This window comes from Desulfovibrio sp. An276 (genome assembly GCF_002159665.1).
Classification (GTDB): Bacteria; Desulfobacterota; Desulfovibrionia; order Desulfovibrionales; family Desulfovibrionaceae; genus Desulfovibrio; species Desulfovibrio faecigallinarum.
Genome location: NZ_NFJC01000003.1, coordinates 58,108 through 73,329, shown reverse-complemented (window position 1 = coordinate 73,329; position 15,222 = coordinate 58,108). Strand labels below are relative to the sequence as shown.

The following is a 15,222-nucleotide window of genomic DNA, read 5'->3' as shown; positions in this document are numbered from 1 at the left end:
CATGATATATGTTGAACGCACCTGTTTGCGATACCTGCTGCTGTGAAGAACAGGAAGAGGTCACATATTCCGGTCAGGAAAAACGTATTCTGGGAATCAGCAATGATGATTTTGCTGCAAATCGCCCAAGGATTTACAAAATTATCCAGACATTTGATGGAATGGAGCCTGCTCTTGATATAGAAAGAGCTCTGTATTTCACCAGGAGCATGAGGGAGACAGAGGGACAACCTCTGAATCTCCGCTGGGCAAAGGCTCTTTACAATATCGCGAGCAATATCACGATTTACATTGACGATTTTCAACTGCTTGCTGGTCGTCTTGGCTGCAAGGGGCGTTACGGGATCCTGTATCCTGAAATCGAGGGAGACTTCTACGAAACCTTTCTTGAAAAGCTCGGGGAGCGCGAAGGAGGCACAGCCTACATTTCTCCCGAGAACATGAAAATTATCAAGGAAGAGATAGGTCCCTACTGGAAGGGAAAAACCTACCACGAAAACTTCAACGCAGCCGTACCCAAGGAACTGCACGATATCCTCTTTCTTGACGATGCCGGAACAACACCAAGGTATCTTGTCAACGAGACGGCTTCATGGCGCTCATCTCTCCAGTGGGTGCATGATTATGGCAAGGTGATCCAGAGGGGCTTCATGGATATCCGCAGGGAAGCTCAGGAAAGGCTTGATGCCTTGGATCCCAACAGTCCTACAGATTACCATGAAAAGCGCCCCTTCCTGGAAGCTGTCATCATAGTCAGCGATGCAATCATGCTGTGGGCAAGACGCCATGCAGAGAAAGCGGAAGAGATGGCCGCAGTTGAGCAGGATCCCAAAAGAAAGGCTGAGCTTTTGCTTATTGCGCAAAACTGCCGCCAGGTGCCTGCCTATCCGGCCAAGACCTTCCATCAGGCAGTGCAGAGCCAGTATTTTGTACAGATGTTTTCGAGGCTTGAACAGCGTACGGGAACAACCATTTCCAATGGACGCATGGATCAGTATCTGTACCCGCTCTACAAGCAGGATAAGGAAAATGGGACGCTTACCGATACACAGGCCCTGGAACTTCTGGAATGTGTATGGTGCGGCATGGCTCAGTTCATCGAAATGTATATTTCAGCTCAGGGAACATCCTTCAACCAGGGCTATGCCCACTGGGAAGCTGTGACAATCGGAGGGCTCACTCCGGAAGGAGAAGATGCCACCAATGAACTTTCTTATCTGTTCCTGAAATCGAAGAGAGAATTTCCTCTTCATTATCCTGATCTGGCTGCACGTGTGCACACCCGTTCACCAGAACGTTTCTTGGCAGACATTGCAGAAACAATAAAGTTTGGCACAGGGTACCCCAAGCTGTTCAATGATGAGGAAATAATACCCATCATGACCGCCAAGGGTGCACCTCTCAATCAGGCATATGACTATGCTGCCAGCGGTTGCACTGAGACCCGCATGCCCAATTTGGATACGTATACTTCCGGCGGCCTGTACATCAACATGCCTGCAGAACTGGAACTGGTTCTGCACAACGGACGCATGAAGAAGTATGGCGACATGTGCCTCGGCGTGGAGACTGGTGATCCCAGAAATCTGAAGACATGGGATGAATTCTGGAATGCCTTCCTTGTGCAGCAGACCAATTATTTGCGAGTGACTCTGGATATCCAGTACATCACCAACAAGATGAGGGAGAAGTTCTTTGCAGTGCCCATGAGTTCCAGCCTTCATGACCTGTGTATGAAGTACTGTCTGGATCTCCACAAGGAACATATTCCCGGAGGCTACGAAAGTGGTCTTGCAGATTTTATTGGTTACGGTACCCTGATAGACAGTCTCGCTGCAATCAAAAAGACTGTGTACGAGGACAAGTCGTTGACCATGGATCAGCTCATTCAGGCCCTTGATGCAGACTTTGAAGGGTTTGAAGACGTGCAGGAACTGCTGAAGAGCTGCCCTTGCTACGGGAACAACGATCCCTACGCTGACTCCATAGGACACGCTGTTGAGCGCCACACAATGGAGTTCTTTGAGAAATATGGCAAGGAACTTGGTATCTACGTCGATACCCGCTATGTGCCGGTGACAGCGCATGTGCCCTTTGGCCGCGTAGTGAGCGCCTCTGCAAATGGCAGAAAGGCATGGACACCTCTTTCAGACGGAACGTCTGCCTCCCATGGTGCAGATATGCACGGACCTACCTGCGTATTGCTCAGCAATGACGCATCCAAAAACCGTGACAAGATCAACAGGGCATCCCGTATGCTGAATCTGAAGTTCAGCCCCAAGGTTGTTGAAGGCAAGCAGGGAACTCGTCGCCTGGTAGACTTCATACGCTCTTTTATTGATCTCAAGCTCTGGCATGTTCAGTTCAACATCATCAATCGCAAAACTCTGGTTGCAGCACAAAAGGATCCCAAAAAATACAGGAGTCTGATTGTTCGTGTAGCCGGCTACAGCGCTTATTTTGTTGATCTAACTCAGGACCTTCAGGATGACTTGATCGCCAGAACAGAACATTCTGGAATGTAGCAGTGTAACATGTAATAATGTAAAGGGAGGGAGCTCTTTTTATAAAGAGTCTCCCTCCAGGAGATACTTATGCATGATAAACTTGTTACAGGGCATATTTTTAATATTCAAAAGTATAGCGTGCATGACGGACCTGGAATACGTACAATACTTTTTTTTAAAGGATGTCCTCTGCGTTGTCGATGGTGTAGCAATCCGGAATCACAATCACAATTTGATGAGTTAGCTTTTAATGAAACAAGATGTTTGACAAAAGACAAGTGCACATATTGTGAGAGTGACTGTCCAAATAAGGCAATTTCATTTTCAAGTGAAAAAAATATTCCAATAATCGATAGAAAAAAGTGTACGATTTTAAGCTGTAATAGAGAATGCACACTTCGTTGCCATGCTGGTGCATTGAAAGTTTTTGGAAGAAAAATTTCAGTAGAAGATGCTCTGAGAGAAGTCGAAAAGGACGCTGTCTTTTACCAGAGAAGCTCAGGCGGGCTTACAGTTTCAGGTGGTGAACCGTGTTTTCAGCCAGAATTTCTCTTGGCACTCCTTCGCGAGGCAGAACGAAGGTATCTGAATGTTGCCATGGAAACATGTGGCCTGGCTTCATACGATGTTTTGTCTGAGGCAGCTCAGTATCTGGACACGCTCATTTATGACATCAAGCATCTTGAGCCAGAACAGCATAAGAAATTTACCGGCGTAGATAACAGTCAAATTTTGAGCAATATTAAAAGATTGTCTTCCAACTTCAGAGAGTTGCCGATTTTATTGCGCACACCTGTCATTCCGGGATTCAATAATTCAGAAGAGGCAATAATAAATATTTGTGACTTTATAGAGAGCTTGCCTGCGCACAATATTTCCTATGAGCTTCTTGCATACCATCGCCTGGGAACACAGAAATATCAGCAATTGGACAGAACGTATCCCATGGGGTCAGTCGCGCTGGACAAGCATCTCATGGAACATCTTCAGAAAGTTGCAGCCTCTCGTCTTGGTGAGAAATTTGTCTCATAAGTGGATAGATAGACGGGTTTTCTTGTAACATAGGGCATAAAAGTCTTTTCTGGTACTATTGCCAAAAGATTGAAGGAAGCAAGACATGATTTTCGATTTTCGTCTCCGTCCTCCGTTCAAGGGATTTCAAAATCTTTCCATTTTTGATCCTGTATGCAATAGCGTTGGGCCAATGGGACTGAGAGGCACACATACTGCATCGGCCCATGAAAAATCCATGGATCTTTTTTTTCAGGAAATGAAGGAGGCTGGTGTTGAAAAAGGGGTTGTTATGGCCCGCAACATTGGCAACAAGGCAGCTTCTGTTTCCAATGCAGATGTCAAGGAACTGGCGGATCTGTATCCGGATCAGGTCATTCCCTTTGGAGGCATAGATCTTTCTTCCGGGATTTATGCTGCTCTCAAGGAGTTGGATGTCTGTATGGAATATGGTTTCAAGGGTATCGCCCTGGAGCCTGGCTGGAATGACCCTGCAAAATTCCCTGACGACGCTGTTTTTTATCCAATTTATGCCATGTGTGAACAGGCAGGTATTCCCATAGTCATCACATCCAGTCTGTATCAGGGACCCAATCTGGAATACAGCAATCCAGTACACATTCAGAATGTTGCCAACGATTTTCCCAGGCTGCAAATAGTAGTGGCCCATGCATGTTATCCGTGGATTCCTCAGATTTTTAATGTCGCCATGCTTCTGCCAAATGTGTGGCTCATTCCCGATTTATATATGCACAATCCCATGACACCTGGTAGAGAGATGTATCAAAATGGATGCAGATGGATGCAGTGTGAACGTATTCTTTTTGGATCTGCATATCCATGCTACGACATACGAGATGCTGTGATAGATTTAAAGAGTTATAATTTTACAAATGAAGAAGAGGAAAAAATATTATATAAAAATGCATACAAACTGTTAAATATTAAATAAAATCAAGGTATTGTTTTATGAATTCATTGTTATTGGATGTACTTCCTTTGGGCCATCTCAAGTGCCAGTATTTTCGTATAGTAGATGGATATGATGAACAAGTAATGTATCAGTCACCAGTTAGTGCATTATTGATTCGTCACTCATCGCTGGGGAACATTTTGTATGATACTGGAAATAGCCCGTATCATCGCATAGAGTATGGTGAAGAGATAAATAATATCTATCCAGTTAGTGATTATATTTCTGTTGATGAAGCTCTTAAATCAAAAGGATTGTCTTGTTCTGATATTGATATGATTATTTTATCTCACTTGCATTTTGATCATGTTGGTGGGTTAAAATTTTTTAAAAATTCGAAAGCAATTAAAAATATTGTAGTGTCCGAAAATGAGCTACTAGATGCATGCAAAAATGTATTTACAAGTAATGATACTGGAGCATATATTAAATCTTTATTTGATATTGATGGTGCAATTTATCATCCAATTACTGATAAATGTGAACTTGCACCAGATTTAACAATTTTTGTTCAAAAATCACATACTAATGGAGTAATCGGGCTTATAATTAAAACTAAATCTGAAGGAAATATAATTGTCACTAGTGATGCAGTGTATACTAGAGAAAATTGGGAAAAAATGTTGCCTCCTGGTGGACCAATTAATAAAGATACAAGTGATTTTATTAAAAATATAGAATTTTTAAAAATTCTAAAACAAAGACACAACGCAACAATGTTATTTGGTCACGATAATATTCAAATTAAAGAATGGATAAATAAAGGAACAATAATATAAAAAATAGAGAGTAATTTATGGAACTTAATCTTACAAATAAGAATATCATCATTACAGGTGGAGCAAATGGATTATGTTATGATATTGCAAAAGCATATTATGATGCTGGCGGCAATATATGCATAATGGATATTGCTCAAAATATTTCTGATTCAGCAAAGAGTATTGAAAAAGATCGTAGTGTAAAATTTCATCAATGCGATTTAAGCGATATAGACAATCTTGATAAAGAATATTCGGTAGTACGCGATCTGTGTGGAGGAAGAATTGATGTCCTCTTCAATGGAGCTGGTATTCAGTACAGGGAGAAAGCAGAGGATTTTCCCTTGTCTCGCTGGAAAAAGATCATGGACATCAATATCAATGCCATCTTTGCTCTCTCCCAACTGGCTGGCCGAGACATGCTTATCAATGGATTCGGACGTATTATCAATATGGCGTCGATGACTTCATTTTTTGGCAGCGAAATGATTCCTGCGTACACTGCGAGCAAGGGTGCAGTTGCTCAGCTCACAAAAGCGCTTTCCAATGAGTGGGCAAGTCGGGGTGTGCACGTCAATGCTATAGCCCCGGGGTATATGACGACAAAACTGACTGCTGACATGAAAGACAAGAATCCTGAGCAATACAGGGAGATAACGTCAAGAATTCCCATGAAGCGCTGGGGAACCGGGCAGGATTTGTGCGGCCTTGCAGTTTTTCTCGCAAGCGATGCAGCAGACTATATTTCGGGCGCAGTTATTCCTGTGGATGGAGGATATTTGGGAAAATAGCGTACCCTGCTTGTATTTTCAGTTTTGTAACAAAAAAGGCAGGACCCGAAAAGGGGTCCTGCCTTTTACTAATTTCAAAATTACGCCATGCCATCTAGACAATGAAATTCAGTAATTTCAACTAGATATAAGTAGGCCAACTTATCGATTTAGACATAGAACAAGAAAACTCTTTGTCCTAGACAGCAAAACTGCCAAAAACAATGGAAATAAAGAGATCTACGGATGATCCTTGAACTTGTTCATGAGGGCTTCGCTGCCGTTATGGCAGGGTGTGCAGTCCATCACGCCCTTGGCCCAGTTGGCTTCCTCGCCCTTGGTCTGATGACAGGTGCCGCAGGCCTTCACGGATTCCTGCTTGCCCAAAACGCCCTTGAAGTTCTTGCCAGCATCGATTTTTGCATTGAGGATCTCGCAGGCCTTGGCGGCCACGTCCGCGGTAAGGCGGCCACAGCGTTCATTGCGCTTCTTGCTGGTGGCTTCGATCTGGTTGGCGTAGCACCACTTTGAGACGGAGATGTGGCAGAGGACGGAACCAGCCACATTGCTCGGGATATCTCCCTCGACACCCATTGCCTTGGCAGGCTTGTAGACGGGCAGTTTGGTAATTTCGTACCACCTGTACAGCTCGTTCACCATGGGGGTACGCTCGTCCCTGCCCCAGAAGAGGGCATAGGCAGCAGCAGCGCCGTAGAGTGCACCGCAGATTGTTCCCCAATCGGAGATGCCGCCCTTGTTGGCTTCGAGCATAGTGAAGGGGAAGGTATTGTAGGGAGCGCCGTACTTCTCGGCCATGAGGCCGATCAGGCTATAGAAGCAGCCGTAGCCACAGGCGTAGCCCTTGTACCAGTAGCCTTCATAGGCAACTGCTGCGACTTCCTTGGGATCAAGCTTGTGCGGCTTCCAGCCGAACTCGCCGTTCATCTGCGCGAAACGTTTCGGGGCAGCCTGGGGATTCTGGGCCGCTGCCTTGTCTACCATGCTCAGAAGAGCCGAACCGGCTGCGACACCGCCAAGACCGAGCAAACACTGTCTGCGCGAGAAATCCATAGCAAACTCCTTGTCTTTCGATTATGACGCACTCTGCGTCTGGTTGTACCAATGGGAATACTACTCGAAAGGGATAGGAATGACAAACAATGGATCAGGATTGTATTGTATTGGAATATAGAGCGAGCAACTGTTCTTTCTTGTGAAATTTGCAGGTTGTAATTATATTTTTCACAAATAAATATTGTGAAAAATTGCAAAATAAATTTTTATAAAAAATTCTGCGCAATGTTTTTGAGTCACACGAAAACTGTGACAGGGCAAACTGGAGGAAAAAGCAAATTTTCACAGAAAAAAAGTGATTTTTTCTTGTGACAAAAGGCACATTTGTTCCTGTCCCGAGACAGTGCAGGGACGTTTTTTTCGCACAAAATTTTCGCTTTTGCCCTTTGGGCTGTTTTTGAGCCGCAAAAAAAAGGCCTTCGTTTTCGAAGACCCTTGATGTTTTCTCGATGGTGTCGAGGGCGGGACTTGAACCCGCACGGCATAGCCACTGCCCCCTCAAGACAGCGTGTCTACCAGTTCCACCACCTCGACGCGAGGGATGTATCTACGCTAAAGCGACGTGCATGGCAAGTGTTTTTTTCGTGAAAATTGCATTCGGACGAAAAAATTTTGCTTGAGCTTGTTTTGCGTCAGGCTCTTGGGCTTGTGTCCGGCCAGAAATTGGAGTGTTTGCGTCCCTCGAAGTCGCACAGCCAGCCAAGGAACCATCCGGCCAGAGAAGCCGCAAAGCCGGCAAAGAAGGGCGGGATCTGGTTCAGTACGGGCGATGGAGAGGGGAAGATGGCAAACTGCGGATGCGTGAAAAGATACCAGGCAAGGCAGACCACAAAGCCCGGGACTGCGCTGCACCAGGCGGCAAGGCAGCTGCGCTTGCCAAAGCGGACCAGGGCGACGTAGGCGACAAGGACTGTGGATCCCACGATACTCCAGCTTGTGGTGCAGAGCATCGCTATGATTTCGCCCTTCACCTGGGCGCAGCCACCGGAGAGGAGTACGCAGAAGGCTATGGCAAAAAGCCACATGGGACGCGTTGCCTTGCGGGCAGGGAGGTCTTCGGCAATGGCAGAGACAGCAATATGGAAGATGGCCGTGGCAGTGGAAAGCGAGGCAGAGACAATGGCCAAAACGAAGATCTGCAGGCCAATGTCCGGCAAAAGGGCCTTCACGAGCGTTGGCATCACCTCGTCGGGGTTCGCAATGCCGGGCATGATTACCTGTGCCAGGCAGGCGACGTAATAGGCACCGCCCACAAGGACAGTCAAAACCAGCATGGCGAGAGGTGTTATGCGATTGACCTGGCCCGACGAGGACAGCGCAAAGTGGCGCTGTATCATCTGCGGCTGGGACCAGACCGCCACGGAGGTGACAATGACAAGGGAGACTATGAACCAGCCCTCGGACCCCGAGGAAAGAGCCAGGAAGCCGTTGTTTGCAAGATCCGTGGGGGCAAGATCGGCAAGTTTTTCCATGCCCGTAAGCGGCCCGCCCACTGCGGAAAAGACTGCGACAGTGAGCATCACAATGCCCACTGTCATGACAAGGCCCTGCATGGCTTCCGTGTAGAGAACACCCCTCAAGCCCCCCATGAAGATGGCCGCTGCCACAAGAAGTGCGACAAGCCAGATGAGCACCCACAGGGGAATGGGCAGGATCTGGGCCAGGAGCAGGGCAGCGCCCTTGATCACGGCAGAGGCGTAGACGCCGAGAAAGACTGCGAAGATCAGGGCAAGACAGCGCCCGAGCAGCGGAGACCTGTGCCCCTTTGCTAAGAGCTGGGTTGGTGTGCGGGCACCGAGATTGCGCTGGCAGACGCGGGTGGGCCAGGCGAGGAAGCGGTAGACGATCCACGTCCCGAGCCAGACGTTGCCGGCTGCCACAAGGAGCATCTGCATGCCGTACTTGTAGGCAAGACCGCCAAAGCCCACCAGGGCCACAGCGGAAATGTAGGTTGCCACATAGGCCAGGGCCTGCACGGCAAAGCCCACTTTACCTGTGACCATGACGTCGTGTCCCTGCCCCTTGCGCGAGAGCCAGAAAAAGACGCCTATGTAGAGGACCCAGACAAGGATATCCGCGACAATCATCTCTTGCCTCCTCTGCGGCACAGTGTGGCAAGGGAGAGGAGCAGGGAAAAAAGAAGGGAAAAGACGGCCAAAAGAACGGCAAGGTCTGCCCTGGCAAGGACTGCAAGGCTGCTCATGAAGACTCCTTCGTGCCCGGTCCTTCCAGGGGGGAGTGGGGGGAAATGCAGGAAGGAAAAGGGACTGTATGGAACAAAAATGGGAGGGTGCATTTTTGTCCAATATGTCCCCTGTTGGCAAGATCGTTGTGAGCCCTTTTCCCCCGGATTTGGAAAGTGCGGAAAAAATCCGTACTCAGGCCTTGTTTCCTGTACGTTCTTTCGCTTCTTCATTGCTCTGAAGATTGGCTTCGACATTGCCCTGGGCAGTGTCGGGCACAGGGCAACTGTCCCCACAGCAGGAAATGCGGTTCAAAAGATCCATGCCAGTGCGCACGCCGTCTTCAAGCCTGTGGGTGAGAAAGCCCTCGCTCAAATAGGTGAGCATGCCTGCCTTGCGCAGGGTCTCGCGTATTTCGCGATTGCTCACCACAAGGATGACAGGCACGGAGCGTGCGTAGCAGCGTTCGATGAAGAGGGTCAGGGCATGGGCGCCGGAGGCGTCGATGAAAAAGACGCGGTTGATATGCAGGACAATGAGGCGGACGTGCATTTTTTCCAGCTTGAGGAGTTTTCTCTCAAGCTCGCTTATGGCGCCAAAGTAGAGGGCTCCCTCGATGGTGTAGACAACAAGTCCCTTGGGCCTGTTCGGAACGGAACGCAAGAGCGGGCTGTTGTGGGGAAGCTTGCGCACATGTGGGTGCGAGGTCACGCGGATGAAGAGGACCAGGGAGATGACCACACCTATGAAGATGGCCTTTTCGAGATCCAGGAGCAGGGTCGAGGCCAGGGTGACCACAAGGACTATGCGATCTATGCGTGTTGTCCTGAAGCTCAGGCGCAGGGAGTCGAAATCTATCATCTGAGCGCAGGCAAGGAGCAAAACACCGCTTAAGGCAGGCATGGGCAGCCAGCTGACCAGAGGAGCCAGCGCAAAGAGCAGGGGCAGGGCTGCAAGGCCTGTGAAGACAGCACCAAGGCGTGTCTTGCCGCCGGAGGCAAACATGAGGGCAGAGCGGGTGAAGGATCCGCAGCCAGGCAGGGAAGAGGTCAGGCCAGCCACGACGTTGCCAAGGCCCTGGGCTATCATCTCCTGGGAGCCGTTGAAATCGTCCCTCTTGATGGTGGCCATCTGCTTCGCAATGGTCAGGGATTCCACAGTGCCGAGCAGGGCGACTGCCAGGGCAGGCAGGAAGAGCTCGCGCAAAACCGCAGGATCGAAGGTTGTGGGCAGGGAGAGTGGCGGAAGAACGCTCGGTATGGGACCAACCATGCGCACCCCATGCTCTGCTGCTCCGGTGAGGGCTGCGAGGAGCCCTGCTGCCGCAAGACCTGCCAGAGTGGCAGGGAAGCGGCGCGAGATGCGCTTGAAGAGCAGGATGAGGAGCATGGTGGCAAGGCAGATGCAAAGGCTCCAGTCATTTGTCTCACCAATGTGCGCAAAGATGGTGGCTATCTGCTGGAAGAATCCCGAGGTCTTGGGAATGCTGATCCCCAGGATGGTGGGAAGCTGGCCTGCAGCGATGAGCAGGGCTGCACCGGTCACGAAGGCTGTCATGACCGAATGGGAAATGAAGTTTGTGAGCTCGCCAAGGCGCGCAAGGCCCATGCCTATCTGTATGAGGCCGCAGAGAATGGCTATCATGAAGATGTAGGGCATGCGTACCTCAGCGGGCATGTCGGCCACTATGACGCCGCCTATGCTCACTGTGGCAAGCGAGGAGAGCAGCACCATGGAGATGGCGTTGGTAGGTCCTGCGATAAGATAGCGCGAGGAGCCCATGAGGGCAGCCACGATGACCGGAAAGATGCAGGCGTAGATGCCGTACTGTGGGTGCACGCCGGCAATGAGTGCGTAGGCCATGGCCTGGGGTATGGCCATGGGGGCGACAGTGAGAGCGCCCATGAGATCCGCTCGAAAGTCCTTTACCGTGTAGTTGCGCAAAACGCCAAGGAAGGGAAGGAACCTGTCTGCCTGCATGACAAAAAACCTCCTGCTCGTAGCCCAGGCCTTGTGCGGCCCTGATACCACACCTGGGACAGTCTGCTCCTCCTATAGCGCTATTTGGGCCACATGCAAGCCTTTGAGAAAAACGCACTGCCCCTTGTTCCGCAAGGGACAGACTGGGCGCAAAATACGCCTTGCAGGGAAAAAGTCCCGCAAAATGGCCCATATGCGGCAGATGCCCTTTTTCTCAAGGGGCGGGCAATGATGACAGACCGTCTTGTGAGCGGAGGGGCAAGAACCGTTTTTTGTCACAGAAGGGAGAATATAGACCTTGTTTCTTCTGTATGCGGAAATATTTCCATGCAAGTTAAAGGAATAGAGCAAGATGTTGTCCATATTTTTTGGGGAAGATGCTTTTTATATTTGAGGTAAACAAGAGTGCGATTTTTCTTTAATTTTTGAAAAGTACATGAAAAAACCAGCCTTATTGTTTGAAAAGACGGGTTTTGCGTATTTGTCTGAAAGAGGCAAAAGATATTTGTTTCCCAAGCATGTTTGCTTGGGCAGAGCTTCCGGATTTCTGCTAGAGCTGGCCCTTCCTGTGCATTTCGCCTGTCCAGCGGGCAAGAAGCTGACGGGAGATACCCTTGTCCAGGGTGTCCATCTTTTCCATATTCTCGGCCATGCGCTCGGCCTCGTCCTTGTCGAGAAGACGGATTTGCACGGCTTTCCTGGCCCTTGTCTGGAAGGCGTTCAGATAGTCCGTGGCAAAGGCAATGTCCTGGACAAGGCCTGGGTCAAGCTCCTCGTGGTATTCGACAATGATCTCGCAGTGCTCGAATTCCTGCAAGAGTCTTGCCCTGTAGACAAGACACACGCCAGCGCTTTTGCCGGTACAGAAGGGGTCGTGCTTTTTGTCCAGAACCATGAGGTTTTCAAAGAGCGTGCGCTTGCCCATGTCCTGGCGCATGGAGCGGATGGCAGGGAAGGCCGTGTGCTCGCCTGCGAGCCATTCCCAGTTGTTTTCGCCGTCGCACACTGCCGTTGCCACAAGGCCTTTGTTGTGGCCGTAGAGGGCAAGCCAGACCCTGGCGGAACCGGGTTCGCTCTGATTGGTCCTGGGACGCACGGTGCACCAGCCCCTGGCAAGCAGGGGCATGCCGGGAGCAAGGTCAAAGGTGAGGGCAGGCCTTGCGCGTGAAAGCAGGACAGCATCGGGGCCTGCAGGCGTATGGGCCATGCCTCGCAGGGGAGCCTTTCCGGAAAGGTTGAATACGGCAAAGCCGGCAAAAAGGACAACAAAGAGGATGATGGCGATTTTGGTCATTTGGAACACCTTGCGCGCGGCGTGATGAAGAGTCGCGAGAGGGGAAGCAGCCAGAGATAGAAGGCCAGGGCTACGGAAGCGTCCGGAGCTTCGAGCATCTGCAGGGGGATGGCGCAGGCTATGGACCAGGGGATGAGGGCAGGGACAAGGACAGCGCTGTCCTCGAGATCAATGGCCTGGCGGGAAGGGGGAAGCGTAAGGGAAGCCGTTATCTGCTGCGTGAGCATGATGGGCAGGGTCTGGTTGCAGGAAATGCATGCTGTGAGAAAGCCCACAACAAGGGAGGGCGCATAGTCGTTCCACCTTTTTGCAATAAGATGCACAAGCGGTGTCAGGACCCGCAAGAGTCCGCCTTCCCGGAAGATTCCGGCGTAGGTTGAGGAGATGCAGACAATGCCCGCAACCTCTGCCATGGAGAGAACGCCACCCCCGTTCAGGATGCGGGCCACATTGGGATCCTGCGCTGCAAAGCCATGAATGAGCAGGGATGGAAGGGCCGAAGGTTGCGTGTCCTGCAGAAAAAGGCAGAAGGCAAGGGCAAGCACAGTGCTTGCCAGCATGGCAAGATGCACCTTGACCCGCATGAAGGCCAGGGCAAGGAGCAGGAGGGCTGGCAGGGCGAGCAGGGGAGGCAGGGAAAACTCTGCGGCAAAGAGGCCCTGCACATTGGGAATGCTACCCTCTGGCCGAAGAAGAAGGGAGAGAGCCGCATAGAGAACAATGCTTGCCGCAAAAGCGGGCCATGAGGTGCGCATCATGAGACGCACGTTGTCGTAGACGCGGGTCTTTGTGACTGTCGCGACCAAAAGGGCAGAGGTGGACATGGGCGATCCCCTGTCGCCAAAGTAGATGCCTGCAAGGATGCTTCCTGCGCAAAGCACAGCTGGCACGTGCAGGGCATTACCCAGGGACATGGTGATGACGCCAAGGGTCGCTGCAGTGGCAAAGCTTGAGCCGAGCAGCTAGGAAAGCGCACAGTTGAGGAGAAATGAGCAGGGCAGGAAGAATTCCGGCTCCATGACACCAAGGCTCATGCTCACAAGGCAGGCAATGGTGCCGCTCGCGCGCCAGCTTGCCGTGAGCATGCCTATAATGACAAAGACTGCGAGTATGGGCGAGACAGTCCGCATTCCTGAAAGGGAGACGGAGACAAGGCGCCTTGCTGGCACACCTTCTTTCAGGGCGTGGACAAAGAAAAGCCCGTAGCCTGCCGCCAGAGCCCAGAGAAGGGAAATGTCCAGGGCAAGGGCAGCGAGAAGAAAGGAGCAAAAGAGAGCGAGAACAAGGATTGAGGCTTTCATGGCGTTTGGACTCGTGCGAAAGCGGGAATGTCGGCACTCTCGCACGTTGAGCCTTGTTTGTCACTGCTTCATCTTGCCTGCAAGGCCTGCGAGCACAAAGATGGCAGCCCCAACAAGGATGATGGGGGAAAGTGCCCAGCGCAGGTTCAAAAGGTGAGAGAGGAAGCCCACCATGGGCGGGCAGGCCAGAAAGCCGAAGAAGCTTATGGAGGATACGAAGGAGATGCCCACCTGTGCCGGGATGTCCTTTGCCTTGCCTGCCAGAGAGTAGCAAAGGGGAACCACCGAGGCCATGCCAAAGCCCACCAGGGCAAGACCAACGGTAGAGGGGAGAAGTTCGGCAAAGCCAAGGGCAAGGCTCATGCCCGAGGCTATGCAAAGGCCGCTCATCTGCAGCACCGGGGTGACGCCCAGGCGATTCACAAGGCCGTCTGCAAGCAGGCGCCCCATGACCATGAAGCACATGCAGGCAAGATAGCCTACGCGCACAAGGTGTTCGCCTGGCTGGATGACCTGTGCAAAGAAGACAGAGCTCCAGTCGTACATGGCACCCTCGGTAGCCATGCTGCCAAAGGCTATGAAGCCGAGGATGAGGAGGAAGGGCGTAGGACGGAATTTGGGCCTTGCATGACCAGAATCCCGGCTTTTTCCTATGCGCACCTCGCGGGGCATGATGAGGGACTTGAGAGAGAAGACGCCACAGAGGACAAGGACACAGATGGTGGCAAAGTGCAGGACGGGGGAGAGGCCCAGGGGAGCCACCAGGGCGCCGATAACACCGCCTGCCACGCCGCCCAGGCTCCACATGCCGTGGAAGGTGGCTATAATGCTGCGCCTGTAGAGGATTTCCACGCCCACGGCCTGGGAGTTCACCGAAATGTTGGCCATGTTGTACATAAAGCCGAAACAGAAGAGGGCACAAAACAGGGTCACTTTGCTGAAGGCAAGCCCCAGGCCAACAAGACAAAGTGGCAGAAGGATCATGGAAATGAGGAGTGCCTTTTTGCTGTGGATTTTGCCTATGATCCAGGCGGAAGGCACGATGGCGCACAATTCGCCCAAGGGCGATGCAAAGAGAATGCTGCCGAGGGCCGCATCCGAAAGGTCCAGGGCGCGCTTGATGTCCGGGATGCGGGTGGCCCAGGAGGCAAAGACTATGCCCATGAAAAAGAAGAAGACCATGAGCACAAGGCGATAGTTTTCCCTTGGAGTGTGCGGGAAAAAGCGCTTCAGGAAGAAGGGGAGAGAAGTTTCAGAAAGAGTGCGTGCTGCCATGGGTTTTCTGGTGAAAAGGCTGATATACTAAGAAGTTAGTGTGAAGGGGGATGCCTCTTGTCCGATTGGGAAGAGGCACTTTTTTCCTTTTGC

At 50.9% G+C, this 15,222-nt stretch carries 13 protein-coding genes and 1 tRNA gene; 6 read left to right on the top strand and 8 right to left on the bottom strand.

All coding sequences use genetic code 11. The features are described 5' to 3' along the window. Positions 1 to 8 precede the first annotated feature (8 nt). The 5 genes from hpsG to B5F76_RS03020 all read left to right on the top strand — a co-directional run bounded on the left by hpsG (position 9) and on the right by B5F76_RS03020 (position 6,043). Positions 9 to 2,525 carry a (2S)-3-sulfopropanediol dehydratase gene (gene hpsG / locus B5F76_RS03040; RefSeq protein WP_087350898.1) on the top strand — a complete coding sequence of 839 codons (2,517 nt, stop codon included), beginning with the start codon at positions 9 to 11 and terminating at the stop codon, positions 2,523 to 2,525. A gap of 69 nt (positions 2,526 to 2,594) precedes the next feature. Continuing rightward, positions 2,595 to 3,539, top strand: coding sequence for a glycyl-radical enzyme activating protein (locus B5F76_RS03035; RefSeq protein WP_087350895.1), 945 nt, complete (start codon positions 2,595 to 2,597; stop codon positions 3,537 to 3,539). A gap of 85 nt (positions 3,540 to 3,624) precedes the next feature. Continuing rightward, positions 3,625 to 4,470, top strand: a complete 846-nt coding sequence (locus tag B5F76_RS03030) for an amidohydrolase family protein (RefSeq protein ID WP_087350892.1) — start codon at positions 3,625 to 3,627, stop codon at positions 4,468 to 4,470. Between the two features lie 17 nt (positions 4,471 to 4,487). Then, positions 4,488 to 5,270: an N-acyl homoserine lactonase family protein gene (locus B5F76_RS03025; protein ID WP_087350889.1), complete on the top strand. Its 783-nt coding sequence runs from the start codon at positions 4,488 to 4,490 to the stop codon at positions 5,268 to 5,270. A gap of 17 nt (positions 5,271 to 5,287) precedes the next feature. Next, positions 5,288 to 6,043: an SDR family oxidoreductase gene (locus tag B5F76_RS03020; RefSeq protein ID WP_087350885.1), complete on the top strand. Its 756-nt coding sequence runs from the start codon at positions 5,288 to 5,290 to the stop codon at positions 6,041 to 6,043. A gap of 219 nt (positions 6,044 to 6,262) precedes the next feature. Here the strand turns inward: B5F76_RS03020 and B5F76_RS03015 are convergent, their stop codons facing one another. The 4 genes from B5F76_RS03015 to B5F76_RS03000 all read right to left on the bottom strand — a co-directional run bounded on the left by B5F76_RS03015 (position 6,263) and on the right by B5F76_RS03000 (position 11,259). Continuing rightward, on the bottom strand, positions 6,263 to 7,093 hold the full coding sequence (locus tag B5F76_RS03015) for a split-Soret cytochrome c (RefSeq protein ID WP_087350881.1): 831 nt from the start codon (positions 7,091 to 7,093) through the stop codon (positions 6,263 to 6,265). 453 nt (positions 7,094 to 7,546) lie between these two features. Continuing rightward, a tRNA-Leu gene (locus B5F76_RS03010) sits at positions 7,547 to 7,630 on the bottom strand. 98 nt (positions 7,631 to 7,728) lie between these two features. Then, positions 7,729 to 9,183 carry a sodium:solute symporter family protein gene (locus B5F76_RS03005; protein WP_087350877.1) on the bottom strand — a complete coding sequence of 485 codons (1,455 nt, stop codon included), beginning with the start codon at positions 9,181 to 9,183 and terminating at the stop codon, positions 7,729 to 7,731. Positions 9,184 to 9,474: 291 nt separating this feature from the next. After that, positions 9,475 to 11,259 (bottom strand): SulP family inorganic anion transporter, encoded by a 1,785-nt coding sequence (locus B5F76_RS03000; protein WP_087350873.1) that lies wholly within the window; start codon positions 11,257 to 11,259, stop codon positions 9,475 to 9,477. A 93-nt stretch (positions 11,260 to 11,352) separates the two neighbouring features. On the opposite strand from B5F76_RS03000, the gene B5F76_RS14750 reads away from it, so the two are divergent. Continuing rightward, positions 11,353 to 11,658 (top strand): hypothetical protein, encoded by a 306-nt coding sequence (locus tag B5F76_RS14750; protein ID WP_162608654.1) that lies wholly within the window; start codon positions 11,353 to 11,355, stop codon positions 11,656 to 11,658. 151 nt (positions 11,659 to 11,809) lie between these two features. Here B5F76_RS14750 and B5F76_RS02990 read toward each other — a convergent pair whose 3' ends face one another. The 4 genes from B5F76_RS02990 to B5F76_RS02975 are packed head-to-tail and all read right to left on the bottom strand — an operon-like array spanning position 11,810 to position 15,129. After that, positions 11,810 to 12,553 (bottom strand): DUF4851 domain-containing protein, encoded by a 744-nt coding sequence (locus B5F76_RS02990; RefSeq protein ID WP_087350867.1) that lies wholly within the window; start codon positions 12,551 to 12,553, stop codon positions 11,810 to 11,812. Continuing rightward, complete coding sequence (locus tag B5F76_RS02985) at positions 12,550 to 13,467, bottom strand: Na+/H+ antiporter NhaC family protein (RefSeq protein ID WP_087350864.1); 918 nt, start codon at positions 13,465 to 13,467, stop codon at positions 12,550 to 12,552. The genes B5F76_RS02990 and B5F76_RS02985 overlap by 4 nt, the downstream gene beginning before the upstream one ends. 48 nt (positions 13,468 to 13,515) lie before the next feature. Beyond that, on the bottom strand, positions 13,516 to 13,854 hold the full coding sequence (locus B5F76_RS02980; protein ID WP_087350861.1) for a hypothetical protein: 339 nt from the start codon (positions 13,852 to 13,854) through the stop codon (positions 13,516 to 13,518). 60 nt (positions 13,855 to 13,914) lie between these two features. Continuing rightward, positions 13,915 to 15,129: an MFS transporter gene (locus B5F76_RS02975; protein WP_087350858.1), complete on the bottom strand. Its 1,215-nt coding sequence runs from the start codon at positions 15,127 to 15,129 to the stop codon at positions 13,915 to 13,917. Positions 15,130 to 15,222 lie beyond the last annotated feature (93 nt).